Here is a 26,642-nt window from a genome sequence, read left to right as displayed (position 1 = left end):
GCGGACAGATCATGCCACCCATTATGGGAGCTGGTGCCTTTGTCATGGCAAGCTTCACTGGCGTGTCCTACCTAACAATCGCAGCGGTATCGGTATTGCCCGCGCTGATTTATTTTATGTCCATCGCATTCTATGTGCGGATCACCGCAAAACGGCTTGAGCTTGCGCCCGATCCTGGCCCCGAGAAGTCACTAGGACAGGTGTTGCGCGAGAACGGAATCGCCTTTTTCGGTCCGCTTGGGGTGCTTGTGAGCCTTATGATCTGGGGATTTACCCCGTCCTATGCGGCTGGGTTCGCGATCGTGTCCGTAGTCGTCTTCTCATGGGTCACACCTCGCCCCATGGGCCCCATGGCAATACTGGAGAGCCTTGCACTGGGCACACGTAACATGGTGCTGACCGCCGTCTTGCTTGTTGCCATCGGAGTGGTTATCGCCGCTGTCACCATCAGCGGTGTAGGTAATACCTTTTCACTGATGATCGGCGCGTGGGCGAATAATTCCGTCCTGATCGCAATCGGCTTGATCGCGCTGGCCTCGCTGGTGCTGGGGATGGGCTTGCCTGTGACCGCGGCATATATCGTCGTCGCCACACTATCTGCGCCTGCGCTTGCCGATATGATTACCCGCATCGAGGTTATAAATGCCATCGCTGCAGGTGCTGTCCCCGAGAATATGCAGGCCATCCTCGCGATGGGTGCGCCGCAATATGCTGCTGAAATCGGTCTGCCCATGGCTCGTAGTCAGGCCGAGATAGTTTTTGAAGCCGCACCGCTAGAGATGCGGCGGACCATTGTTGAAAGCATACTCAGCCGCGACCTGGTCATAGCCGCCCTTCTAACTGCGCACATGATCATCTACTGGCTCAGTCAAGACAGCTCTGTCACGCCGCCGGTCTGCCTGACGGCCTTTGCCGCCGCCGCGATCGCCGGGAGCCGCCCGATGGCTACCGGCGTAACCGCATGGAAAATGGCCAAGGCCCTGTATATCGTACCGCTGATGTTTGCCTTCACGCCGCTTCTGACCGGGTCGCTATTCGAAAAACTACAAGTCACTGTCCTCACGTTGGCAGCACTTTATTGTATTGCGGCAGCCTTTGAGGGGCATATGGAAAACGCGGTTGGTGTGATGCAACGCATCTTGCTGGCCGGACTTTGTGGGGCGCTGATCTGGCCCGATCTTGACCCCATGTTCCAATGGACAGCCTTCGCGGTCTTTTTGGGGCTTTTGTTGTTTAACATTCGTAAAGCTAGCAAACCAGCGCGCGCTCCACTTCAGGCTGATCGGTCGTAAAACTGCGCCGCAGAGGCAGCTTTAGCTACGCATGACCTGACTATGTGCAATTCTATGCTGCACTTTGCCTGAGCGGCAGCTTTGGAAAAATGACGTACTACATGCCGAAAGGCAGCTGTGGGCCGACTGCCGCCGCTCGAGAATGGCATGGAGATCGGCCGCTTGCGTGAAATACTATATAAAATGAGGTAAATTCGTAAGTCACTTTTCGCCTCTGCGACAGTCTTGCATCAGCTGCGAAAGATCTGTGCGCGATGCAGCGCCCGGTAGAATGGTCGCTCTTGATTGCTGCCTATCAGAGGCGGTATCGCGGCGAGATCTTCCGAAAAGCCACACGACCGGCGTTGTTGCATGGATCCTACGGTTTCTGTTAGGAGGCCGTTTCCCTGATCGATTGGATAGCGTTGATGCCGCATAAATTCAATGACGGCCGCCGGCACAAGTTCGAGAAGAAGCGGTACCGCATTACGAACTGGGCTGGCTATAACGAAAGCCTGCGTCGGCGGGGCGATGTAACAATTTGGCTAAGCCCCGAGGTTGAAGCTGCATGGCGTGCAGAGCGCCGCAAGACACGGGGTGGCCAGCCAGTTTATTCTGACCTGTCTATTGTGACCTGCCTGACACTTGGCATCGTTTACAACCAGCCGCTGCGCCAGACCGAAGGGTTTGTAGGCAGCCTTGTGAAGCTCATGGGGCTGGATTTGCTGGTGCCCGACTACTCGACCCTGTCACGTCGCGGGGCCGGTTTGATCTTGCCGATGAAAGCGCGCGCGTCGACGGATGGCCCGATTCATCTTGTCGTAGATAGCACGGGCCTGAAGATATTTGGCGAAGGCGAGTGGCTGGAAAACAAGCACAAAACAAAGGCCAAACGCAAATCCTGGCGCAAGCTGCATCTTGGGCTGGACCTTGTCACCGGCGAAATTGCCTGCTCTGAACTGACCACCGATGATGTGGGTGATCCGACCGCCTTGCCAGAGCTTCTGGATCAGATTGACGGGGACGTGACACGCTTCATCGCCGACGGCGCCTATGACGGCGACCCGACCAGCGACTTGCTCGTGAAGCTGTTTGGGGTTGATGTCGAGATCACTATTCCGCCTCCCAAGACTGCAGTTCTCAGCGCCGAGGCTGTGGGCAATCCAACGCTGCGCGACCAGCGCATTGCCGCAATACGCACAGGCGGGCGTATGGCCTGGCAGGTGAGCAGCGGATACAATCAGCGCAGCCGCGGTGAAACACAAATGGGTCGCTGGAAGATGGTCATCGGCCCCAAGCTGAAAGCGCGCAGCTTTCCCAACCAGAAAACAGAAGCCAAGATCGGCACCCACATTCTGAACAAGATGACCGAACTTGGCCGTGCCAAGTTCGAAGTCGTCGCTTGACCAAATGAGCGGGTAAGGGCAAACTCAAACCATCGTAGGTCCGTGCAACAAGGCCGCCGCAAGGTGCTGAGCTGGCGGCTGTCCAATACTATGGATGCCGGGTTCTGCGTCGAGGCCTTGAAGGAGGCACTGGCCACCTATGGCCCGCCCGAAATTTTCAATTCGGACCAGGGCAGCCAGTTCACCAGCACCGATTTCACCGACGTTTTGAAAGACGCAAAGGTGAAGATTTCGATGGATGGGCGCGGCCGCTGGATCGACAACCGCATGATCGAACGACTGTGGCGGTCCTTGAAATACGAATGCGTCTTCTTGAACACCTTCGAAACTGGCCGGGAGGCGCGCCAGGGGATCGGCACCTGGATCGCTTATTACAATGAAGAACGCCCGCATTCATCCCACGGCCTGATGACCCCGGACGAAGTTTATGATAATCGCAAACCAAACATGAAACTTGCCGCGTGATAGGAAACCCATGCCAGAGCGCTGCGCGGCATAAAACTGGTCGAAAAACCAGGACCACCTCTGCCCCTCGATCAAGGACACCAGAAGAGCGTTGCGCCGGGTATCGCGGAGAGCGGTGAGGGATTGCGCAGCAAGCCCGGCCAGCCGCTTCAGCAGCCGCAGGTCTGTGGCCGTGAAGCTCCCCGTTTGGAGACACCCCAGCAAAAGCGCTCCAGCGGCCTCGCCTGAGATATTAAGAGGCACAATAATCGTCGAGGCGTAGTCCGTGATGCGGCCGGGAAACACCTTGCCCGGGGCGATCAATTGAAGCGTGCTTAGGCGCCGCGGTCGCACAATCAGACTGTTGGGGACCGGCAGCCCCAGACCGATATGTTCAGGTCGCGCCGAGGCCGTGATGCGCACCTCCGACCCCGAAGCCTGCAAGTAACAGGCATCAAAAACGCCAAAGGCACGTTGCAAGGTATTCAAAAAATCCTGTAACGCTTCTGCCGCGCTTGTTTTGCCCGAAAACACCGCCATAGCCTCTGACAGGATGGACTGTTGCCGCAGGGCGGCAGCTTCCCTTGCCCTAAGTTCTTCGGTTTCCGCAAGGGCGGCGCGAACCGCTTCGCTCTCGCGCATCAACCGCCTGTTGGCGGTGTAGAGTTCCCTTGCCTTGTCTTCGAGCAGGCTTTCGGCCTCTTGCCGGGCGCGACGTTCGCGATCAAACCGCGCGCGCGAAACCACTGCTTTTGGCCCATCTTCCGTCATGCATCGCGACGAATGTGGATGCGAAAGGTCGCCACTGTGCGCCCGTCCTCTGACCGGTCGCGCCGGGAAACGCAGGCGGATTCGCCGAAGTGATCGGTGCAGGATTCTATCAACCCATGACAGAACTCGGCCAAGGCACGCGGTGAGCGATAGGTCATGTCAAGTCTACCAGGACCATCACGCCGCGTGTTAAACGTCGGCAGATCGGCATCGGGATAAAGCTTTCGCACCTCGACATGGATGTCGTCTTCTATTGCCTCGAGCATGTCCAGACTGCCCTCTCGACCTTCGAAGAACTGCGGATAGTGGCGGGCGAAGCTTTGCATCATCCAATGACCAAACAGCCGCTGCAAAGCAGCCGCAGACAGTCCGCTATTCGCAGAAAAGCCACCAATCAGGTTAAACAACTCTTCGCAGGGATAGTTGCCGACCGATGTATAGGCTCCGCCCGACGGCAGATCTAGCGCCTCAATAACGCGATCAACTGCCTCTTCACCAAAGCTGTCCTCGGCCATGGCCAGAAGTTCGGTGAACATGATGCCTTTCATACCCTACCTCGCGATGACTGTGCAGGAGATCATAAGGTTGCCGTGTTCCGCCACGCCGCCCGTTGGGACACCCTGCTCTCCGAATGTGAATACCCCGATCCATGGCGCATCGCCAAGTGCAGTGTTCACGCCTGCACAAACGTCCTCCATCCGGTTCTTCACTGCCAGCATGCAACCGCCGCAATAGACGACAAAAGCGCCTGAAATATCCGTTCGGGCATTGTTGCGGGCCTGCCCCGCGATCCGGCCAGCGCGTGCGACCAAACTGTCGGACGTGCCCTGCATCTGCCAGATCCGATCTCCCTCGCTCAAATCCGCGAAAAGGTCGAGCGATCCGTCCGGGTTTGCCACCGCAGGATGGGCCAGCAGGTGAAACGGCACCCCGGCCACCTCACGGGTGACCCGCCCAAGCGGCCAGAGTGTTGCATCCGACAGGATCGAGACCGGCGCGTCGGTGACCATCGGGACGGCACCATCGGTCCAGCGGTGATAAACGGCGGACGCGGGCGCGCCGTCGATCTCGATCAACCGGCGGCCTTTGATGGCGGTGACGAGACCGCTCTTGCCGGTAGGGGCATAACCACTTTGATAAAATGAGGTGATCGGACGAGACGGGAACAGGACCGACACCACGACGCCATCACCATGAACGCCTTCGGGCCCGAATTGGGCCCAGGCACCGCTCACGTCATTATCGGCTGCACTTCCGCCGACAATGAGCGTGTCCAGCCCGACCACAGCGCGCACGCCTTCCAACACCTGTTCCTCGCGGCCAGGCGCGACCGTCAGCCAGACCATCTCTGGCACCTCGCCAAGCCGGTCGGCAGAGGCCAGCGCGGCCTGGGTCGCGCGGGTTGCAGCCGCACGGGCATCCTCACCCAAATCGGCTGAGCCCGTACCATAGCTGCCATCGGCATCCCAGACAGCCAGCCCGGCGACACCGCCGCCACTGTCGATGTTCAAACCGTCCTGCGTCATGATCCCGAGGCAAGATGATCCACCATGCAGCGCGTCACAACCAAGGCGCGCCTTGGCCAATACCTGCAGGGCGTCAGCTGGGGTGCCGACCCCGAAATGCAGCGCTACAAAGTCGGGCGCGCCACGATTGATCACGCCCAGACCGTCTGCAATCTCGGCGATGGCGTCTTTAGCCGAGTCTCCGCGCGACTGGGCTGTCTTGATGAACATATACCTCTCCTGTTTTTCACAGAATATAGCAATACAACCGGCCACGACCAGCGCGCAGCCGGACAGGAAACCAATCCTAAAGGATAGGTCCGGACAACACGGCAAGATGGCACAGACCTGTTTGTGCTCAGCGAAATTGATCCCCCGCTACTCGGCAGCGATGGCAAAGGGTGTCGGATGTTCGGCCACCTTTTGTGTCAAACGGTGTTCTTGCACCTCCAGCAAAACCAACGGCGCATTGTCGGGATTGCGTATCTGCGCCGCAACGCCCTGCTGACGCGAGACGCTGGTGCCTTTCGTTAGCGCCACGACCTCATTGGGGAACGAAACGAAAGCCCGGCCAGCAAGCACGGTCCAGCGCGTCTCAGGCGCCGAGGCTGGCACGGTCTTCTCTGTGCTCTGCGTGATCTGGACGCAGCGGCTGGCATACTGCATCCCCTCGGCTTCGGTCCGCGACCATTGATCTGCATCTGTGACAAACCCCTCGGCCTGTGCAGCCTCACGTGCCTTGAGGCGTGCGACTGCCTCCTTCACATCCTGCGCTCGGTCGCGGTGCGCGATCAGCACCGTGTCGCCCATTGCCACAGCGACGATATCGGTCAGGCCTACGCCCACGAGTTCCAGGCCGCTCACTTCACTGCGCAGCAGGCTGTCGTGACAGTCGATGGCTGTCACATCCCCATCGATGATAACTCCGCTTTCATCGCTGCTGCCTTCACGCCAAATCGCATTCCAATCACCCAGATCCGACCATCCTGCGGAAAACGGGACAACACAGAGGTTATCCGCCCGCTCCATCACCGCATAATCGACAGAGATATCCTCTGCCCGCGCCCAAGGGCCGGATGCGAGCCGCACAATGCCGTGCCGATGCGTCGCATCAGCCAATGCACAGCGCACGGGCAACATCAGGCCGCGCGCATGTGTTTCAAAGGCGGTGATCAGTGTTTGGGCTGACGCGAGGAAAATACCGGCGTTCCACAGATAACGGCCAGCGGCCAGCATCTGTTCCGCTCGCGCCGCATGGGGCTTTTCAACAAATCCTGCAAGCGACATCGGGCGCGGTGCGAAATCATCCGGCACCTCCGTCATTTCCAGCCACCCATAGCCGGTTTCCGCACGCGTCGGACATATGCCGAAGGTGACGATCTGTCCGTTGCGGGCCGGGCCCGCCCCGACCATAACGGCATCACGAAAGGCGCGTGCATCGGGGATCGCATGATCGGACGGTGCGATGAGCAGCAATGCGTCAGGGTCTGTTGCGGCCAAATGCAGCGCTGCGGCAAGAATGGCGGGTGCCGTGTTTCGCGCACTCGGCTCCACCAGAAAATCCGCTGGCACGACACCCGCCGCCACGGCCTGATCGCACGCCATACCGAGATAGGCCTCGGACGTTACGACCATGGGCGCCTCCCATCCAGGTCCTGACAGGCGCGTCAGCGCGGCTTGATAGAGCGTGTCTTGACCGAGAAGTCGGGTGAATTGTTTTGGCATGGCCTTGCGTGAGACGGGCCAGAGGCGGGTTCCGGATCCGCCGCACAGAAGCACTGGTGTAATCTGGGTCATGATTGTCGCCTTTCGGGGCTGATACCAAGTCTCGCGAAATCTGACTCTTCTGAGGGTTTTGGGATTCCCAAATCTATGAAGATCTGACTCAATGGCGTCAGATTTTCTGGGGAGGGCCTCTCTATGGGCGCAGCGCTCGCGTTACGGACAGACTACGACGGCATGAAGTTGAGAGAACTTGCGCGAAAGACAAAGGATGCCAACCAAGCCCGCAGGCTTTTGGCGCTGGCGGAGATCTATGATGGCGGTCGGCGCAGCGATGCTGCTCGGATTGGTGGTGTTGGCCTACAAATTGTCCGTGACTGGGTGGAGCGGTTTAATGCCCGCGGGCCTGACGGCTTGATCAACGGCAAAGCTCCTGGTCAGCAGTCTAAGCTTAACGATGAGCAGCGCAGGGCGCTTGCTGCAATTGTTGAGAGCGGTCCGACCTTATCGGTCCATGGGGTCGTCCGCTGGCGCCTGAGTGATCTGAGGAAATGGATTGCAGACACATTTGGGATTTCACTTCACGAGACGTCGATAAGCCGGGAACTCAGGGCGCTTGGTTATGTCAAACTCACAGCACGCCCGCGCCATCACGCGCAAGATACAGCCGCACTGGAGGACTTTAAAAAAAAGGGTTTGCAGCCGCAGTAGCAAAGCTCCGCGCACGGCTCCTGCAAGGCACTGTGATCGAAGTCTGGTTCCAAGATGAAGCGCGTGTCGGCCAGAAAAACAAGATCACGCGCCGATGGGCGAAGCGCGGTACGCGACCTTCCGCCCCACATGATCAGCGCACGAGTTCAAGCTACATCTTTGGAGCGATTTGCCCAGCCCTCGGGAAAGCTGCAGGTCTTGTGCTGCCAGCGTGCAATACCGAAGCGATGGCCCTGCATCTTGCTGAAATCTCCCAAACTGTCGCACCCAAAGCACATGGGGCTGTGCTCGTGGATCAAGCCGCATGGCACATGACTGACAAGCTGGTCATTCCGGACAACATCACCATCATCCCGATCCCCGCAAAATGCCCAGAACTCAATCCAGTCGAAAACATCTGGCAATTCATGCGAGACAACTGGCTATCAAACCTCATCTTCGAAACCTATGAAGACATCGTAGATCATTGCTGCAAGGCTTGGAACAAATTGGTCAGCATGCCCGACACAATCACCTCCATTGGAACCCGCGACTGGGCTCAAGAGTTCTGATCAATGCTGATTGGTATGAGTGTCGATCTGCACTCACCCTCGCATGGGACACGGCAACATCGCGAGGGCGCGGCAGGATGGACCGTTGGTGCGTCGGGACAAGCGCCCATCCGTCCGGATAGTTCGACCAATCCGACAGGGCGGTTCGACGTCCTGCTGCGGGTCTGTGCCAATGCATCGATTTCCGGCACCAAGAGTTATCAAAACCATACCAACGGAAAAACGACATGACCCTTCATGATCCCCAATCATTTATTCCCATGCATTGCTTCAAAGCTTACGACATTCGTGGACGCCTTGGCGACGAGTTGAACGATGGCATTGCCCGACGGGTCGGGAGGGCCTTTGCCGGGGTTCTGGCCGCGCGCCGGGTTGTTGTGGGGCGTGATTGTCGAGCATCGTCCTGTGCATTGCAGGCGGCGGTGATCGAGGGGTTGCTCGAAGCAGGCGTGGAAGTGCTCGACCTGGGGCTGTGCGGCACGGAAGAAATGTACTTTGCCACCAGCCATTTCGATGCATGCGGGGGGATTGAGGTCACCGCCTCTCACAATCCGATGGACTACAATGGCATGAAGATGGTCGGGCGCGGCTCTGCACCGCTGGATCCCGACACTGACATGAGAGCGATCCGGCATCTGGCGGAAACCGGAGCCTTCGCCACGCTACGCTCTGGAGGACACGTGATCGTCGCCAAGGATACAAGGTCCGCCTATGTCGAACGGGTTCTGTCTTTCGTCGATATTGCCGCACTGCGCCCGCTTAAGATTGTGGTCAATGCCGGCAACGGTGCGGCAGGTCCGACATTTGACGCGATCGCCGAAGACCTGAACGCGCGCAGCGCACCTTTCGATTTCATACGCTTGCACCATGCGCCCGACGGCCAGTTTCCCAATGGAATACCCAACCCTCTTTTGCCAGAGAACCAGCCAGTTACGGCAAATGCCGTGGTCGCCCATAAGGCGGATTTCGGTGTTGCTTGGGATGGTGATTTCGACCGGTGCTTTCTGTTCGATCACGAAGGCAACTTCGTGCCAGGGGAATACGTCGTTGGCCTTCTGGCGCGTATCTTTCTGGCAAAGGAACCGGGGACAACCATCATTCATGACCCGCGCGTGGTCTGGAATACTCTGGACGTGATCTCGCAAAGCGGTGGAAAGGCGCAGGTGTCGCGCACCGGTCACGCTTTTCTGAAGCAGGCGCTGCGCGATACTGGTGCGGTTTATGGTGGCGAGATGAGCGCGCATCACTACTTTCGCGATTTCATGGCCTGCGACAGCGGAATGATTCCCTGGCTCATGATCGCCGAACTGATCGGGCGCACGGGGCGCAGCCTTGCTGATCTGGTGACAGCAGCGCGCGTGTCTTTTCCGTCCTCGGGTGAGATCAACTTCCGCGTTACAGACCCCGCAGCCGCGATGCGACGCGTCGAGAACGCTCTTGTCGCTGATGCCGAGGAGGTCGATCGGCTTGACGGGCTATCGCTCAGTTTCGCCGACTGGCGGTTGAACCTGCGCATGTCCAACACCGAACCATTGCTCCGCCTCAATGTCGAAAGGCGCGGAAATGCCAATGCACTCAAGCTGCATATCGCGCAAATCAAGGCGCTGATCGAGGGCTAATACCAAGTCTCGCGAAATCTGACTCTTCTGAGGGTTTTGGGATTCCCAAATCTATGAAGATCTGACTCAATGGCGTCAGATTTTCTGGGGAGGGCCTCTCTATGGGCGCAGCGCTCGCGTTACGGACAGACTACGACGGCATGAAGTTGAGAGAACTTGCGCGAAAGACAAAGGATGCCAACCAAGCCCGCAGGCTTTTGGCGCTGGCGGAGATCTATGATGGCGGTCGGCGCAGCGATGCTGCTCGGATTGGTGGTGTTGGCCTACAAATTGTCCGTGACTGGGTGGAGCGGTTTAATGCCCGCGGGCCTGACGGCTTGATCAACGGCAAAGCTCCTGGTCAGCAGTCTAAGCTTAACGATGAGCAGCGCAGGGCGCTTGCTGCAATTGTTGAGAGCGGTCCGACCTTATCGGTCCATGGGGTCGTCCGCTGGCGCCTGAGTGATCTGAGGAAATGGATTGCAGACACATTTGGGATTTCACTTCACGAGACGTCGATAAGCCGGGAACTCAGGGCGCTTGGTTATGTCAAACTCACAGCACGCCCGCGCCATCACGCGCAAGATACAGCCGCACTGGAGGACTTTAAAAAAAAGGGTTTGCAGCCGCAGTAGCAAAGCTCCGCGCACGGCTCCTGCAAGGCACTGTGATCGAAGTCTGGTTCCAAGATGAAGCGCGTGTCGGCCAGAAAAACAAGATCACGCGCCGATGGGCGAAGCGCGGTACGCGACCTTCCGCCCCACATGATCAGCGCACGAGTTCAAGCTACATCTTTGGAGCGATTTGCCCAGCCCTCGGGAAAGCTGCAGGTCTTGTGCTGCCAGCGTGCAATACCGAAGCGATGGCCCTGCATCTTGCTGAAATCTCCCAAACTGTCGCACCCAAAGCACATGGGGCTGTGCTCGTGGATCAAGCCGCATGGCACATGACTGACAAGCTGGTCATTCCGGACAACATCACCATCATCCCGATCCCCGCAAAATGCCCAGAACTCAATCCAGTCGAAAACATCTGGCAATTCATGCGAGACAACTGGCTATCAAACCTCATCTTCGAAACCTATGAAGACATCGTAGATCATTGCTGCAAGGCTTGGAACAAATTGGTCAGCATGCCCGACACAATCACCTCCATTGGAACCCGCGACTGGGCTCAAGAGTTCTGATCAATGCTGATTGGTATAACCTATCCTTTCGGATTGGTTGCCTGATCCTTCCCCTCCAGCACGCATCCCTCTGCGGCGCAGCATGTTTATCGGACACCTGATAGAACCTCAGTGAGAGAAAATCAGGAGAAACGGCCCGATGACACGCCAGCAGCATCGCCAGAACGGCGGCCAGGACGCGGCCAAAGGGCCAGACAGCGTTCCGGCCACGGATGCGCTTGGTGGTGTTCATATCGCGCATGAGCGTCCCGCGCCCGAGACAGAGCCGCATGTCATTGCCCCGCTGATCTTGGCGCTGGCCGACGGCACCAGGCTGGTGGCGCGCAACTGGTGGCTCGGCGGCATCTCTGACGCGGTCCTTGCCGGACATGATCTGGCCGGTGCCAGGATGGAAATCCCGTTTCAGGGCATCGACGTGGGTTTCCCAGTTGCGCTCGAGGCTGTGGACGATGACGGCCCGTGGTTGTTCAAGAACCTCACCGGCCGCCAACGCGAGGCATTGGGGCTGTTCTATCAGAACCTCCTCACCGGAAAGATGGCCACGACGGGAGAGATGATCACCGCACTGGACACCCCTGTCGACTTAATTCCGATGGGCGAGACGGCGCAGGAACAGGCCGCGGGCCAGGCGCTGGCCAAACCCAGGCTGCTGCGTGTCATGTTCAATATCATTTGGTATGTCGGGCTTTTCTGCCTTCTCGTTGGCTTCTTGGGATCGTTTGCCTGGTCCCGCATCGAGGGCATCCCCCTGTCACATGCACGGGTTTATGCCGAGCGGCAGGAATTGCGCGCCCCTCGCGAAGGCTATCTGCAAAGGGCCGCTTCTGCCCAAAGGCACGTTGCCGAGGGCACGATACTGGCCCGCCTGCAGGATCCCGAGGTCGAGGCTGCGCTGGAAGATGTCCAATCCCGGATTGACGTGCTGGACGCCCGCATCACCGAGGGGCGAGAGCGCCTCACCCTTCACTTATCCATGCGTGAGGCGGTTCGCGAGACGCTCGGAAGGCTTTACTCCGATGCCGCCATGGCACGTTTCGATGCCGGTATTTCGATCCGCCCGGGCGACTACAACGATCAGCGGACAAGGTTGGAACAGGAACTGCGCGGCTTCGAGACCGATCTGGCCCGTGCAGTCTCGGAGATGCGCACCCTGCGTCAGCAGCGCACTTCAATGCAGATAACGTCCCCGACCGGGGGTCTTGTCGCCGAATGGTTAGCGGCAGATGGCCAGTATATGCGCATGGGTGATACGCTCGCGATCTACGAGACGTATGCGCCGAGGGTCATTCGGGGGTGGCTTGACGATCGGAGGGGCGGTTCGGTCAGGCCGGGCATGCGGGCCGAGATCAGGCTGCCAGAACGCGATCCGGAAACCCGGATCACCGGTCGCGTCACCACGGTAGAGGCCGGTGCGAACCCCGCCGAGCCGGATCGTTTCGGCCTCATTGTGACCATCGAGGCGGTAGGGCTGGATGCAGATGAAACCCGCGCGAGACTGCGCTTCAATGCGCCGACGGAGGTGGTCGTGAAACGTGGACTTCTGGCGCGCTGGTTCGGAACAGGGGGCTGATATGGACGCCCCACATGGCGACTACGCCTTTGCAAAGCATCTGACCGCGTGGCTGCGCGAACTTGGCGGCCCCGCGCCGCACGGGCTGGCCAAATGGACGCCAGCCTTCCTTGTGAACTACGCAGCCCTCTGGGGCTTGATCCTCGGGGTGGCGGTCCTGATGCCCAACCGGTTTTTCAAGCCGGACTTGCTCAGCATCACGATCACCCTTGGCACGCTGGGATTCTGGCGCTTCGGATGGTGGTTCACCCACGCGGTGCGCGCCGAAATCTATCGCCGCATAACCTGGCCGCCGATGCGGCGCCGGGCGCAGGCGCTCTGGGCGTCAGGCTGGCGCCCGCGCCGACTGCACATCCAGATGACAACCTATTACGAGGAACCGGCGATCACCCGCGCCGTCATCGGCTCGATCCTCAGCCAGGTGCGCCGCGAAGGTATCCCCACCTCTCTTTGGATCGGGACGGGCTCGGCCTATGACGAACTGGTCATACGCGACTATGTGGAAACCCACGGCGCAGACCTGCCAGCGGGCCTGATGGACCTGACCTTCGTGCGCCAGAACCAGCCCGGCAAGCGCATGGCCATCGGCCTGATCCTGCGCGGCATGTCGCGGCGAGGGGTAGATCCGGACGATCTGGTGATCTTCATGGACGGCGACGCCGTCTATGGCGGCGATGTGATGGAAAAGACCCTGTCAATGTTCGGCGCCGACCCAGAGCTGCAGGCGCTGACCACGGATGAAGAAGTCATGTGCTATGGCCCGCGCTGGATCGGGGCGTGGCTGGAAATGCGCTTCGCCCAGCGACGGCTTGCAATGCAGAGCCATGCCCTTGCCGGTCGTGTGCTGACCCTGACGGGCCGCATGAGTGTCTTTCGTGCCCGCTACATCGTTGACGAGAAATTCATCCGCACGATCGAGGCCGACCATCTGGATCACTGGCTTTGGGGCCGGTTCCGCTTTCTGTCAGGCGACGACAAATCGACATGGTACCATCTGCTTTCGAAGCGCGCAAAGATGACCTATGTGCCCGACGCCACAGTCTACACGATCGAGGTCATCAAGGGGTCGGGGATGGAGCGGATGGTGCAGAACTTCCGCCGTTGGTCGGGCAATATGCTTCGCAATGGCGCGCGTGCGATAGCACTCGGACCCCGTGCGATGCCGTTCTTCATCTGGTGGTGCATCGTCGATCAGAGGATCGCCATGTGGACGATGATGGTCAGCCCCTTGCTTGCAGTCTTTGCCACGATGATAGACCCAATTTATTTCTGGAATGTTCTGATCTGGTTGGTGGCGTCGCGGCTGGTTCTGTCAACCGTGCTCTACACCTACGCCCGCAAGCCTGATCTGACCTGGCCCTTCATCCTGTATTTCAACCAATTCATCAACGCGGGTGTGAAGATCTACATGATCTTTCACCTGTCAAAACAGAAATGGTCGAATCGCGGCAATCAGAGCGCCGGCGAAGGCACCGGTTGGAAGGAACGTTTCGCTCTCTTTCAACTTTTCACCGTGGCATCCGTTTTCGTGACCGGCCTCGCGGTCTATGCAGGTGTTCTGCCGTCGCCCTGAGTATAATGGCAACTTGTGCAAGTGCGACATCACGGCCCATTTTCGATGGGTTCTGTCGCAAATATTTCGTTCATGCGGGTAGCACGGCATGATGCTGCGCTGTAGGAGTTGATTTCACTGTGATAATTGGACGGTAACGATGATTGACTTCAAGGGCGCACATTACCCGAAATCGGTGGTCTTGTTCGCAGTGTTTTTCTATCTACGCTACCCTGTGTCCTATCGTGACCTCGAAGAGATAATGCAGGAGCGCGGTGTCGATGTTGACCACGCAACCTTGAACCGTTGGGTGGTCAAGTACTCCCCATTGATTGCGTCAAAAGCTCAGGCGAAAAAGCGCCCGACGGCCATCTCATGGCGGATGGATGAAACCTATATCAAGGTTAAGGGCAAGTGGATGTATCACTACCGCGCGGTGGATCGGAACGGCCAAACCCTTGATTTCATGTTATCTGAGCGGCGTGACAAGCCGGCGGCGCGGCGCTTCTTCCGGCGTGCAATCGGCAACAACGGCATCCCCGACCGCATCGTTATCGACAAAAGTGGGGCAAATCTGGCGGGCCTGGAAGCCGTGAATGTGACCCTCAAATTCACAGTAACTGGGCAGACCATCAAGATCCTGCAGGTCAAATACCTGAACAATATCCTCGAGCAGGACCACCGGTTCATCAAGCGCATCACAGGTCGAATGCTCGGCTTCAAGGCATTCCATTCGGCGTCTGCTACGCTTGAAGGAATCGAGACCGCGCATATGATCCGTAAGGGACAATTCGGCGCCAACGGCATGACCGCATTCCAGCAGTTCGCCCAGCTCGCAGCATAATTATGTCCAGCGCCAGCCTGATCTCAACCTGACTGAAAATTTGCGACAGAACCTTTCCCCTATGAACGCACTGTCGAGGAGGTTAGCATCACCCGGCGTGTGCGCAGGTATAGGCGGGAGATGTGAAATGGCTCATGTGATAATTCGCGGAAACAACGGCTGTCGCCATGAGGTCGATTTTGAGGATGACCAGATTACCGTCGAAGTATTTGTCAATGATCATAACGTGGAACTCGTCATCGAGGCGCTAGATGAAGACCGCCCCTGGCAGAAAAAACGCTTCGCGTTGGTCAACTTACCTCGTTCTGAATTCGATAGGGCCATGGCCGAAACAGCACGTAAAGGCAAATCGGCGATCAAGGTCGTTGAGTGAACGATAGGGCGAGCACCACGGAAGTTCTGGCCGGTCTGGTGGAGCGGGTGACATTCCACAATTCCGAGAACGGGTTCTGCGTTCTGCGCGTGAAGGCGCGGGGGCACCAGGATCTGGTGACCACCGTGGGCCATGCCGCGATGATCTCGGCGGGCGAATGGATCACGGCGTCTGGCATGTGGCTGAACGACCGCACCCACGGGCTGCAGTTCAAGGCGCATTTCCTGAAGACCTCCGCCCCTTCGACGGTGGACGGCATCGAGAAATACCTCGGCTCCGGCATGATCCGTGGGATCGGGCCCGTCTATGCCAAGCGGCTGGTCAAGGCCTTCGGCAAGGATGTGTTCGACATCATCGAGGCCATGCCCGAGCGGCTCCGCGAAGTCACGGGCATCGGCCCCATGCGTGCGAGCAAGATTACCGCCGGATGGGCGGATCAGAAGGTGATCCGCGAGATCATGGTCTTTCTGCATCAGCATGGCGTGGGCACAGCGCGCGCAGTGCGGATCTTCAAGACCTATGGCACAGACGCCGTGCAGGTGATGAGCGAGAACCCATATCGGCTGGCAAAGGATATCCGGGGGATAGGTTTCCGCACAGCCGACCTGATCGCCGAGAAGCTGGGCATCGAGAAGACTGCGATGATCCGCGTGCGCGCGGGAATTTCCTTTGCCCTGAGTGAAGCCATGGGCGACGGTCATTGTGGCCTGCCCCGGGCAGAGTTGATCGGGCTGGCAGGCAAACTTCTCGAAGTTCCTGCACCTTTGATCGAGAGCGCGCTACAAGAGGAACTGGCCGAAGAGACCGTGACAGCCGATCGTGTGGGCGAGACCGACTGTATATTCCTAACCGGGCTTTATCACGCCGAGCGGAATATTTCCGATCATGTGAAGCGCATCCGTTCAGGCGCCCTGCCCTGGCCTGAGATCGATGCGGACAAAGCCCTGCCATGGATCGAGCAGAAGACCAGCCTCACCCTTGCTGCCAGCCAAGCCGAGGCGATCCGGCTGGCGCTGCGCTCAAAACTCATGGTGATCACCGGCGGTCCCGGTGTCGGCAAGACCACGATCGTGAATTCGATCCTGCGCATCCTCGCAGCCAAGGCCGTGAAGCTGTTGCTCTGCGCGCCTACGGGCCGCGCGGCCAAGCGTATGACTGAGGCCACCGGGATGGAGGCCAAGACCATCCACCGGCTTCTCGAATTCGACCCGAAGGCCTTCGGCTTCAAGCGCAACGAGGAGAACCCGCTCGACTGTGACCTGCTGGTCATCGACGAGAGTTCGATGGTCGACGTGCTTTTGATGCAGTCGCTCCTTAAGGCCGTGCCCAGCACAGCTGCACTGCTGATCGTTGGCGATATCGACCAGTTGCCCTCGGTAGGACCTGGCCAGGCGCTGGCCGACATTATCGGCTCGGGCGCAGTGCCTGTGGTGCGCCTGACCGAAGTGTTCCGGCAGGCGGTGCAGAGCAAGATCATCACCACGGCGCATGCCATCAACTCGGGGCAGCTGCCCGATCTTGGCAAGCCCGATGGGGAGGCGGATTTCTATTTCGTGCCGGCCGCGGATCCCGAGCAGGCCGTGCCGCGCATTGTCGAGCTGGTGGCCAAGCGCATCCCGCAGCGTTTCGGCTTCGATCCGATCAAAGACATCCAGGTCCTCTGCCCCATGAACCGCGGCGGTGTCGGGGCGCGCTCGCTCAACATCGAGTTGCAGGCCGCGCTAAACCCGGCTGGAGAGAAAAAGGTAGAGCGCTTCGGCTGGACATTTGCGCCAGGCGACAAGGTCATGCAGATCGAGAACGACTATGACAAGGACGTCTATAACGGCGACATCGGCATGATCGAGGATGTCGATTTCGACGATGGTGAGGTTGCCGTTAATTTCGATGGCCGCACCGTGACCTTCGTCTTTGGCGAACTCGACACGCTGATTCCAGCCTATGCGGCCACTATCCACAAGAGCCAGGGATCGGAATATCCTGCGGTGGTTATCCCTGTCATGACCCAGCACTACGCCATGCTGCAGCGTAATCTGATCTACACCGGCGTCACGCGCGGCAAGAAGCTCGTTGTCCTCGTTGGCCAGAAGAAGGCGGTGGCAATCGCCGTGAAGAACGTTTCAGGGCGACAGCGCTGGTCGAAGCTGAACGAGTGGCTGGCATGATGAAACGTGCAAAACCAATCACATCACTTCTTCTCCCCGGCTTCACCTTTTGGCGCAATTTGAGTATCAGGAGGGCAAGATCAAAAGGACGTGGCATGAATAAAGAAGAGAAACGGCTGGATCGTTTGAATGAACTCCTGCATGCGCTGCCGGTCGATAACATGGCCATGACGCTCAGCGAACTCGACGGCTATATTACCGGCATTCTGGCTTGTCCTGAGATGATACCGCCATCGGAATGGCTCCCAGATGTATGGGGCGAAACCAGTGAGGCACATTTCGCCGATCAAGAGGCAGCGGAAGAAACGATCGGCGCCGTGATGACGCATCACAATTCCGTGGCGGAAGCCATGACCCGCTCACTCTTGATCGAGCCGATCTACGAGGTGGACCCAAACAGCGATGAGACGTTCTGGGAGCCTTGGATAGATGGGTTCACACGCGCGATGGAATTGCGGCCGGCTGCATGGGAAAACCTGTTCGACAGTGCCGATGAAGAAACTCAAACCACGATGATCTTCCTGAGGACGCTGCAGGACATTTACACCGGTAAGAGCAAGTTCACGGAAGACGAGATAGATGAAATCGACATTGAGGCACCCGACCTGATTCCGAACTGTGTCGCATCGATCCTGCACCAATCGCGCCCTGAACTGGCTGGCACGGTAGCTGCCAATCTTTCTGGCATGCCGCACAGGGCAGTACCCCGCCCCGGTCGGAACGATCCTTGCTCATGCGGATCAGGCCGCAAGTACAAGCTCTGCTGTGGCCGGAATTGAAAAATACTGAATTCAGGTTGCCGTTCTGCTCAAATCGAGCGTTCTCCTACCTACCACAAGGTTCCCAATGTGCGACTGAGAGACAATTAGCAGAGCAGGATCTGGCGGACATTCGTCAAAGGGGAAAAATCCTTCGCGGTTGCAGCATGATCGACGCGAAGGGCGGAAAGCCGACTGTGACCTTGCAGCAATGCAGTTGCAGCATCTTGAGAAAGCGGCCAGTCGCCTCCCCTCCGCCCCCCACCCCACAACAGCCGCAGTTGGCATGGAGCGGAGTTTGCAAAGTCGCGCGTCATTGCCGCGGTGCTCGGCCTTTCCAGAAAGTCCGCCAGCCGCATGGCGATGCTTCGAAGCTGCCGTTCGGGCTTTGCGCAGCATAATGCCGTTGGGTGGTGTTGTGGCGGGCGTAGCAATTATGCTGATTTTAATGCCAGAAGTCGTCAAGGTGATCAGATCGCGCTATTTGGCAAGCCCGGCCGAACTAGTCAGTTGATTGTGGCGCGGATGGTGATCGTCGCGGTTGTGTTCGCGTTGAGAACGCCATCCTCGATAAGCACCTGACAGCTTGGACTGGGGCAGCCGGGTGTGGTGAGCGTAGGTGGTCCGTCCCAATTGCTGCCCAGTTCAGCGGCCACAAAAGTTAGGTGGTTGGGCAATGTATCGGACAGCGTAATGGTCTCAGCCGCGACCGGGCCGGTATTTTCGACCGTGATCTCATATTCAATACAGGCACCGGGGATCGCGGCAGGCAATGCAGGCTCTGCCGGGGCGGTTGCGTTGAAATCATCGCAATCGCTGCCATCCTCGGAAAAGACCGAAACGGTTTTCGAGGCCTCCAGCACCGCCACCCCTAGCAGGGTGATCGTGACGGTATCGGTATGGGTTAGTTCGAACGCGTCCGTGACTGTCAGCTCAAAGGTAAGGATTTCGGACGGCGCACCATTCGCAGGCTGTGGGGGCGTGAAGCTGGGGCTGATTTCTGAAGCGTCGGACAAGGTCACGGATGTGCCCACAGTCTGCGCCCATTGATAGCTGACAATGTTCCCCTCAACGGTCGGTCCGTCGGGATCGGTCGTTCCACTACCGTCCAGCGTGAAGGGCTGAAAGGCCACCGCTGTCGCATCTGCACCCGCATCAGCCGTGGGTCGCGTGTTGATCAAGTAGCGCACCACGACTATGCCAGAACCGCCCGCGCCGGAGCGCGCAACATTACTCAGCCCCCCGGCACCACCGCCGCCTTTACCGTCAACACCGTCGATCGCACCCTCACCGCCGCCGCCGCCGCTCCCCCCGTCACCGCGAGGTGGACTAATCGCTGTGGCGTTGTTCCCGGTGCTGGTCGGCCCAGAGCCTGCACCGCCGCCGGCATAGAAAACTTCGTTGCCGGTTATGGAAGAGGCCAGGCCATCACCACCATTCGCAGCTGTGGCAGTATTGGGGGGCGAACCACCAGGCGCCCCGGCGCCGCCACCACCACCACCGCTTGGCGGACTTGCTGTGCCGCCATCATTACCTTGGTTCTGCGTTCCAGAAACATCACCCACGAGGACAACCGTGGTTGAGATAGTGCCTTGGCCCCCGCCTGACCCACCTGAGGTTGGCCCACCCCCATTGCCGCCGCCAGTGTTGCCTGAACCGCCGCTCCCACCGCCAATTGCCGTGAAGCCAAAAGCGCTTGAGTTTTCGCCGCTATTTCCGGCTGTGTGATTCGCAAAGATGGAAGCACCACCCTGCCCAACGGTAATCGCGTAAGAAACATCCGAAAGGGCGTTGATGCTCCCTTCCAGCATCCCCCCGGCGCCACCGCCGCCACCGCCGCCAAAGGGGCCAGCGCTACCACCGCTGCCGCCGCCGCCAACGATAAGATAATCGACATCCTGCAAGGGTTCTAGCGGCTCGAAATCACCGCTTTCAGTGAATACGTGTACGCAGTATTGGTTATCGCCAACTGTAATAAGAGATATGTCATCACCGCCAGTGGCAAAGTCCTCTGTACAAACAGCATCGGCCGCGGCGTTTTGCGGCAGCAGCAGGATGACACTGGTCAGCAATGCTGCAACGGTTGAGAATGACCCGACTGCGTTCATTTAAACATCCCCCGCAGGCTGTCAGCATCGAATTTCATGCGAAATTGCACGAATGGACCTGTGTCGGTGTGACCAAGCGCCGAGAAATCGGGATCGTGGAAGCCCGTGAAATTATAGCCCAGCGACAGCCAGCCATTCTCGAACGGCGTCAGCCCCAGTGACACACCCGCGCTATGCGACACCCGCCCGGTGCGCGCGGCATGCATGACGCTGCCATGCAGACCAATGTCGAATGTCTCGGACAGGTCGCGGCGATATTCCGCGCCCACAAGGTTCATCCAGTCCGTGACCGTGCCTGTGCGCAGTTTGGCCCGGTCATGTTTCAGCCCGTAGCGCAGGTTCAGAAATTCCGTGTCTGACAGGTACTGAGAGCGGTAAACCGAGGCAATCGCCGTGGTGCTGTCGATCCCGCCCTGCGAGCGTTGGCGCAATTCGCCCTGCAACAGCGTGATCGGATCGCGCGGGCCAGCCCGATGCGCGGCAGAGGCCAGTAGTTTCAGATCATGCCGCCAGTTTGCGCCACTGTTGCGGGTCAGACCAAGAAAGGCTTCAGCGCCCGCGCTCCAGTCCTCGGAGAGTTCGCCATCCATGCGAAAGCGCAGATTGGCGGTCTGGGCGTTGCGGGTGCGCCGCCATTCACTGTCCAGCCCCGCGCCCCAGCTGTCCTGCTCATAGCGCAGGCCACCACGCAGCGCGATGAAGCTTTCCGCAATATAGGGGTTGCCGATGGACTGGCCCATCGGCACGCCCGCCGCGCCCAGATCCCACTGGATATCGCCGCCCAGATAGGCGCTCAGCCCCTCATCAAGCGTGTAATCATGGTCCGCGCCCAGAAACAGCGCCTGCCCCTGCCGCTGGCCATTCCCGGCCCAGGACAGCGCCGTGCGGTAGCTGCGCCCCTCTTTCGGGGTGAATTCGGCGCCGAATGTGGCGCGGCGCGCCTCGATCCCGGTGGCGCGCTGGCTTTCGACCTCGAATGTGCCGAAGACCTCCCAGCGTTCGGTCAGCGCATAGCCAAAGCTCAGTTCCAGCTTGTCGCCCGCCCGCGCGCCATCGGGGCGCAGCGACACTTCCGTGCCAAGCGCTTGTGTCAGGCGGCCATCCTCGGACTGGCCCGTGCCGCGATAGACCAGTCGCAAATCGCGCGTTTGGTCGGCACCGCGGCCATGGATGCCGCGAAAGCCCAGCGACTGGGTGGTGCGTTCGCGCGCGCGGGTCAGGAGCACTTCGCCATCGCGTTTGCGCGTGGCATTGACGCGGTCATTTTCCGCTGTGGCGCGGCCCTCGATGAACCAGCCCTCGGATGGGGTGTCGGGATCGGCCCAGATCTGATGGCGCAGGCTGATCCCCGCCACAGTCGTATCAATCGCGCTATCGGATGCCGTCAGGCTGACATGCCCGCGCTGGCGGCGCAGATAGGCCGCAACCTGCGTGCCCTCGCGCTCGAACTCGGCGCGCACTTCGCTGCGCAGGCCGGTATCGGTATGGGCCGCGAAATTGCGCCGCGCATAAAGCACCTCGGCGCTGAGTGTCAGCTCATCTGTGGCCTTGTAGCTGAGATCAAACCCCATCAGCGTGATATTCAGGCTTTGGCCTTCGACCCGGCGGGCATGGACGGCAGTCGCCCCTGCACGCAGGCGGGGTGACAATTCGGCCTCGGCGCGGATACCCGCGATCAGCGCATTGCGCAGATCGGCATCGGCCTCGTAATCGATGACCAGCACATGGCGGTTCAGATCGGGCGTGAAGGCCGGGATGGGGCGGCGCAGGAAGATCTGGCCAGTCTGGTAGCTGAGCACATAATCCGTGCCCGCGACCAATATGCGGCTTTCCAGCTCCTCGGAGGTATCAAAGCGCGAGACCGTGACCAGCCGCACCGTCTGCGAATGCGGGATCACATCCGCGCGGCTAAGCTGATAGGGGCCGATCGTGCCATTCAGGGCTATGCGATCCTCAACCAGCCGGTTTGATGTCTGCGCGGCAAAGGCCATGACGCGCCAGTCCTCATCTTCAAACACCGCGCGCGCGCCTGTGACCTGCTGGTTGATCGCAATCCCGCCTGCATTCAGATTGGTGTTGAAATCCCCGATCAGGAATTCCGCCCCTTCCTTGCGCAGCCGCAGATAGAGCGGGAAGCGGCTTTGCGCGGCATTGCCCTGTGTGGAACGGTCGCCATAGACGATGTAATCGGCATCCGGGTCGATGCCGTAGAAATCGTCGCCATCCTGCGCGCTGTCATAGCGCAGCGTGAGCAACCATTCGCCCTTGATCACCCCTTCGGCAAAGAGCGCCACACGGCCAGAGAGCGCATTACCGATCTCGCCATCGCGGCGCATGTGCTCGCGGACGCGTTTATGCGCAAGTGTGCCTTCGGCCAGGCCCACCAGCACCCAGGGGCGATTTGCAGCAGAGATCGGCACCCGCAGGCTGAGATCGCGCCCTGTGGCGGGAACCGAGATGCGCGCCGTGCCCCCTTCGAGCACCGGGGCAAGCGCCACTTTGATGATCCCGTCATCCTCCACCGTGGCGGTGATGCGCGCTTGTGGCGCACGCTCGGATGCCGGGGAAGAGCGCCGCACCGGCCCTGTGGGTGCAAAGCCGAAAGGCTGTTCCACGCTGACAGTGACCTGCGTGCCGGGGCGGATCGGGATGCCGGAAGGGTCGGTCAGGCGCATGGTGACCTGCGGCTCGCTGCGCCCGTCGCTCTCCAATGTGCTGGCTGCGCGCACCAGTTCCAGCTGCGCGGGCCGCAACCCGTAAAGCACTTCGCGCGTGCTGGCATGCTGCGTCTGGCCGTCCGCATTGGTGATGCGCAGCGAGAGCGCATTGCGCCCCTCGCTGATCCGCACGGCGCGGTAGCGGATCATTTCCCAGCGGCCATCAGAGGACCGGATCGATGGTTCGCGCCGGATGCCCGGCACGGCTTCGTCATTGACCAGAAGCTCGGACGGGCTGCCTGCCGGGCGCAGATAGACCACATCGATGGCCTCTGACCGGGGCAGATGGCGCGCCGCCGGGGCCAGAAAGCCCGCGCCATGACGCGCAGCATTCCGGTCAAGCCAGTCCTGATCGAAGCGCAGCAGGGCCGATTGTTCAGGCTGTGCGGGTGGTTCAGGCTCGAAGAGGCTTTCGTCCTCTTCGTCGAATTCCAGATAAAACTCGACCCGTCCCATCATGCCGGGGCGCAATTCCACGAATTGCGAAATCGCACTGCCCGCGCTGCGGGTCGAGGCATAGCACAGCACCGGCCGCGCACCGGGCGGCAGGGTGGTCACATCCATCTGCACCACGCGCGGGCGGCGATAGATGTCGCGAAACGTGAAGCGCCCGTCACTGTCGGTGATTGCATATTCGCCGTTTTCCAACAGAACGCGGATGCCTGACAGATCATAGCCCGGATTTGGCCCATCACAGCCGCCTGCGCTGATCTGGCCAAGGATGGCCACCTGATCCAGCCGGAACGCATCGCGCACGCGCAAGACATGATCGTCGCGCATCCAGCGCGTGCCGGCCGTGCGGATTTCGCTGACCGAGCGCAGGTTGTCGCCCGGCTGTGCCGGTGGCACCACCTGCGCGCCATAAGTGATGGTCATGGTCTGCCCCGCAGCCACGGCAGGCAGATCATAGCGCAGCCGTTGCCCACCCGACAGAATTTGCGGAGTCACGGGCTGGCCATCGACCAGCAGCGTGCCGGACAGATAGGCCACCCCGTTCGGCAATGTATCGAAAATCGTCAGCACACCGGATTCAGAGGGGGTGACGGTCACGGTATATTCAAAAAATTCACCAATCGACGCATCTCCATGGGATGCCGTGCGGGTGATCTGGGCAAGCGCCAGAGCATCCATCGGAATATCAATGCGCAAGGGCGGGCCGGGCACCACATTGAACCTCTCCAGCCGAGAGCCGTCCACGATGACAGGCGCTATGTCCAGCTGGTCCAGATCCGCATCGCTGACCTGCGACGGGGCGCCATGCGTGTCGAAATCGCTCTGCGTGATCTCGATGCGATATGTCCCCGGCGCGACGTAAGGAAAGCGGTATTCACCAGGGGCAAAGTCATAGACCCGCCCGGAACTGTCGCTGACCTGCCCGCCCGTGACCAGCGTGGCCGGATAATCTGCCACCATGTCATCACCGAAGACAGTCGCAGGGGCACCGGTGGCCATGTCGATCAGCGTCAGCTCGATCCCGCTGAGTGGCGCGCCACTCTGGCTGTCAAAGACCAGCCCGAACGGGTCGATCGGGCCAACGCCGACATCGACTTCCAGATTGTTGATCGTGTTGGTGGTTTCCTCATATTGCGCGGTGATGACCGAAAATGCCTGTGTCGCAAGCTGCCCGTCGCCGCGGGGCGAGGTGTCATCGGTGGTGTTGATCCAGGCTGTGAAGATGCCGGTATCGGGGCCGGTTTCATAAAAGCGTAGCTCTTCGCGGTCGCCGGTCACCGCGTCGGTCAGGGTGACGACCACGGTTTCGACCGCATTCGGGTCCATGTTCAGCCCGGCATCTTCCAGCGTGAAGAAGACCGGCACACCCAGCCGGATACGGTCGGTGCGGAACACGCGCAGGGGCTGGCTGCGGTCAATGGGGGTGGGATCACCGGTCAGGGTCGAGCGGTCCACAGGTTCGGGCAGTGAATCAAACGCGTTTTGCCAGTAATCGCCTGCAGGAAAGAGGATGTTCTCGAACGGGCCATCGGTCAGGCCCTTGTCCAGCTCCCATGCGGTCAGCACGGCATCGGTCCGGGGCGGGCGGGCGACGGTAAAGCTGGCCTCGGGGGCAAGCCCTGCGCCCTGATCGATCCCGCCTGCCTGCCATGTGACATGGGCGGTGTTCAGCACCTCCGTCCCCATCGGCGTCTGCGCCGCGGCCATGCCGAGCGAGACCGTAGCGGCGCCAAGCGCGCCTATGGCAACTGAAAGCAAACGAAACATGGGACAAGGCCGATCAGTGCTGGATACAGGCGGCGCGCGGCGAACAAGGTGCCGCGCGCCGGGGGGCGTCAGTCGATGGTGACGCGGATGGTGAAGGATTTCGTTTCACCGGCTGCAAGCGTGGCCAACTCTGCGATGATGGACGTCACAGGTGTTCCATTCTCCGTAATCGTGAAGTCGTTTGGCGTGTGACCTGCATAAGTCGTGTTGGCCGGAATAACATCTGTGATCTCGAGTGTGCCTGCGGCCGTTCCCCCATTCTCGGTGCTGTCATTCCTTATTTCGATTGTGTATTCGAGACAGGCTCCCGGGATGGCCGCTAGGGGCGATCCGGTTGCGGTACCACCTGCGGCACAATCAAACGTACTGCCCGGCAGGTTTTCGTCCAGAACCACAACTGTCTTTTCTGCTACAATAACAGGCGCCGTGATCAGGATTCGGGTCTCGTCAGCGGCCTTGCCGTTGGTTGCTGGGTCGATCTCGCTTGATGTGCGCGTCGAGTCCGAGGCAGCATCTACAAAAACCGTGTTCACACCCGTCAGGCCTTGCGAACGATCCTCTACCACAGGCGTGTTGCCGACAGCGGTGGTCGCTGTCGCGGTCACGATGAAATCATCAAGCTGCCCGTCCGTGGCGCCGATTGGAACATTCGCAATGATCAAAACATAATACTCCTCGCCGGCGTTCAGATCACCTGCACTAAGGCCGTCGGTCACATTGTAAACCGTCCCGCCAGCAACAGTCCCGTCCGTGCTGATCATGACGTAATATTCGCCCTCGGTTGTCGTCGCCGTTTCGCTGTAGGTTAACCCACCTGCGACACCGATATTCCCGCCGTCAACAACGCCGATCACGAAGCCTTGAGTGTCGTTGCCCTCGTTCTGAACCCGATATGACAGGGTGACTTCTTGCCCAGGCACAGCGTTGAAGACGCCGCTGCCGGTCAGGGCGGCCACGACGACATCAACCTTGCGGTCAACATTGAATGTAACCGATGCCGCATCGTTCTGCGTTACGGCATCTGTATTTGCACCGCTGTTGTAGGTCAGGTCAATTGTGTTGGTCACAACTGTATTCGGCGCTGTCTGCGCCATCGCGCCGCCCGCGAACACGGCCAGCGCCGTGCTCAGGGCAAGAGTTCTGAAGGGATTGGGGATCATGGGGATACTC

General features: G+C 59.7%; 18 protein-coding genes and 1 pseudogene. 12 read left to right on the top strand and 7 right to left on the bottom strand.

From position 1 onward, the window contains the following. The 3 genes and pseudogenes from BD293_RS20890 to BD293_RS20880 all read left to right on the top strand — a co-directional run. Positions 1-1,292 (top strand): TRAP transporter large permease subunit (locus BD293_RS20890; RefSeq protein WP_142085619.1); only part of this gene is annotated, 1,292 nt, incomplete at its 5' end. 407 nt (positions 1,293-1,699) lie between these two features. Continuing rightward, positions 1,700-2,677 (top strand): IS5 family transposase, encoded by a 978-nt coding sequence (locus BD293_RS20885; RefSeq protein ID WP_142084769.1) that lies wholly within the window; start codon positions 1,700-1,702, stop codon positions 2,675-2,677. Positions 2,678-2,734: 57 nt separating this feature from the next. Beyond that, positions 2,735-3,142 (top strand): annotated as a pseudogene (locus tag BD293_RS20880) (transposase); the annotation flags it as partial. Here BD293_RS20880 and BD293_RS20875 read toward each other — a convergent pair. The 4 genes from BD293_RS20875 to BD293_RS20860 all read right to left on the bottom strand — a co-directional run bounded on the left by BD293_RS20875 (position 3,071) and on the right by BD293_RS20860 (position 7,194). Then, positions 3,071-3,892, bottom strand: coding sequence for a GAF domain-containing protein (locus tag BD293_RS20875; protein WP_142085617.1), 822 nt, complete (start codon positions 3,890-3,892; stop codon positions 3,071-3,073). The pseudogene BD293_RS20880 and the gene BD293_RS20875 overlap by 72 nt on opposite strands. Then, positions 3,889-4,428: a heme NO-binding domain-containing protein gene (locus BD293_RS20870; protein WP_246086166.1), complete on the bottom strand. Its 540-nt coding sequence runs from the start codon at positions 4,426-4,428 to the stop codon at positions 3,889-3,891. Before BD293_RS20870 ends, BD293_RS20875 begins: the two co-directional genes overlap by 4 nt. A gap of 15 nt (positions 4,429-4,443) precedes the next feature. Continuing rightward, positions 4,444-5,628 (bottom strand): FIST signal transduction protein, encoded by a 1,185-nt coding sequence (locus BD293_RS20865; protein ID WP_142079294.1) that lies wholly within the window; start codon positions 5,626-5,628, stop codon positions 4,444-4,446. Between the two features lie 147 nt (positions 5,629-5,775). After that, positions 5,776-7,194, bottom strand: coding sequence for a mannose-1-phosphate guanylyltransferase (locus BD293_RS20860; RefSeq protein WP_142085615.1), 1,419 nt, complete (start codon positions 7,192-7,194; stop codon positions 5,776-5,778). A 123-nt stretch (positions 7,195-7,317) separates the two neighbouring features. On the opposite strand from BD293_RS20860, the gene BD293_RS20855 reads away from it, so the two are divergent. The 9 genes from BD293_RS20855 to BD293_RS20815 all read left to right on the top strand — a co-directional run bounded on the left by BD293_RS20855 (position 7,318) and on the right by BD293_RS20815 (position 18,448). Then, positions 7,318-8,381 (top strand): IS630 family transposase gene (locus tag BD293_RS20855; RefSeq protein WP_142079576.1). Its coding sequence is split into 2 segments (ribosomal slippage): positions 7,318-7,803 and positions 7,806-8,381, totalling 1,062 coding nucleotides; the frame shifts between segments, so codons are not numbered across the junction. 227 nt (positions 8,382-8,608) lie between these two features. Further along, the gene (locus tag BD293_RS20850; RefSeq protein WP_281286723.1) at positions 8,609-10,000 is read left to right on the top strand and encodes a phosphohexomutase domain-containing protein; all 1,392 of its coding nucleotides are present in this window, start codon (positions 8,609-8,611) and stop codon (positions 9,998-10,000) included. Between the two features lie 101 nt (positions 10,001-10,101). Beyond that, a protein-coding gene (locus tag BD293_RS20845) for an IS630 family transposase (protein ID WP_142079576.1) occupies positions 10,102-11,165 on the top strand; the annotation gives its coding sequence in 2 pieces (ribosomal slippage) (positions 10,102-10,587 and positions 10,590-11,165; 1,062 coding nt in all). A 139-nt stretch (positions 11,166-11,304) separates the two neighbouring features. Next, positions 11,305-12,735 carry an HlyD family secretion protein gene (locus tag BD293_RS20840; RefSeq protein ID WP_142085613.1) on the top strand — a complete coding sequence of 477 codons (1,431 nt, stop codon included), beginning with the start codon at positions 11,305-11,307 and terminating at the stop codon, positions 12,733-12,735. Between the two features lies 1 nt (position 12,736). Further along, a complete protein-coding gene (locus tag BD293_RS20835; RefSeq protein ID WP_142085611.1) occupies positions 12,737-14,308 on the top strand; it encodes a glycosyltransferase in 1,572 nt (523 codons plus the stop codon). Between the two features lie 139 nt (positions 14,309-14,447). Beyond that, a complete protein-coding gene (locus BD293_RS20830) occupies positions 14,448-15,131 on the top strand; it encodes an IS6 family transposase (RefSeq protein ID WP_142085608.1) in 684 nt (227 codons plus the stop codon). Between the two features lie 127 nt (positions 15,132-15,258). Continuing rightward, positions 15,259-15,504: a hypothetical protein gene (locus tag BD293_RS20825; RefSeq protein ID WP_142085606.1), complete on the top strand. Its 246-nt coding sequence runs from the start codon at positions 15,259-15,261 to the stop codon at positions 15,502-15,504. Next, positions 15,501-17,669: an SF1B family DNA helicase RecD2 gene (gene recD2, locus BD293_RS20820; RefSeq protein WP_142085605.1), complete on the top strand. Its 2,169-nt coding sequence runs from the start codon at positions 15,501-15,503 to the stop codon at positions 17,667-17,669. The genes BD293_RS20825 and recD2 overlap by 4 nt, the downstream gene beginning before the upstream one ends. Then, a complete protein-coding gene (locus tag BD293_RS20815; protein WP_246086429.1) occupies positions 17,666-18,448 on the top strand; it encodes a UPF0149 family protein in 783 nt (260 codons plus the stop codon). Before recD2 ends, BD293_RS20815 begins: the two co-directional genes overlap by 4 nt. 485 nt (positions 18,449-18,933) lie before the next feature. Here BD293_RS20815 and BD293_RS23390 read toward each other — a convergent pair whose 3' ends face one another. The 3 genes from BD293_RS23390 to BD293_RS20795 form a co-directional block, all read right to left on the bottom strand. Then, a complete protein-coding gene (locus BD293_RS23390; protein ID WP_170207275.1) occupies positions 18,934-20,535 on the bottom strand; it encodes a glycine-rich domain-containing protein in 1,602 nt (533 codons plus the stop codon). Further along, on the bottom strand, positions 20,532-25,472 hold the full coding sequence (locus BD293_RS20800; protein ID WP_142085602.1) for a hypothetical protein: 4,941 nt from the start codon (positions 25,470-25,472) through the stop codon (positions 20,532-20,534). Before BD293_RS20800 ends, BD293_RS23390 begins: the two co-directional genes overlap by 4 nt. A 68-nt stretch (positions 25,473-25,540) precedes the next feature. Continuing rightward, positions 25,541-26,632, bottom strand: a complete 1,092-nt coding sequence (locus tag BD293_RS20795; RefSeq protein ID WP_170207274.1) for a DUF11 domain-containing protein — start codon at positions 26,630-26,632, stop codon at positions 25,541-25,543. Between the last annotated feature and the right edge of the window lie 10 nt (positions 26,633-26,642).

It is taken from the genome of Roseinatronobacter monicus, assembly GCF_006716865.1.
Taxonomy (GTDB): domain Bacteria; phylum Pseudomonadota; class Alphaproteobacteria; order Rhodobacterales; family Rhodobacteraceae; genus Roseinatronobacter; species Roseinatronobacter monicus.
This window is presented reverse-complemented; position numbering and strand designations above follow the sequence as displayed.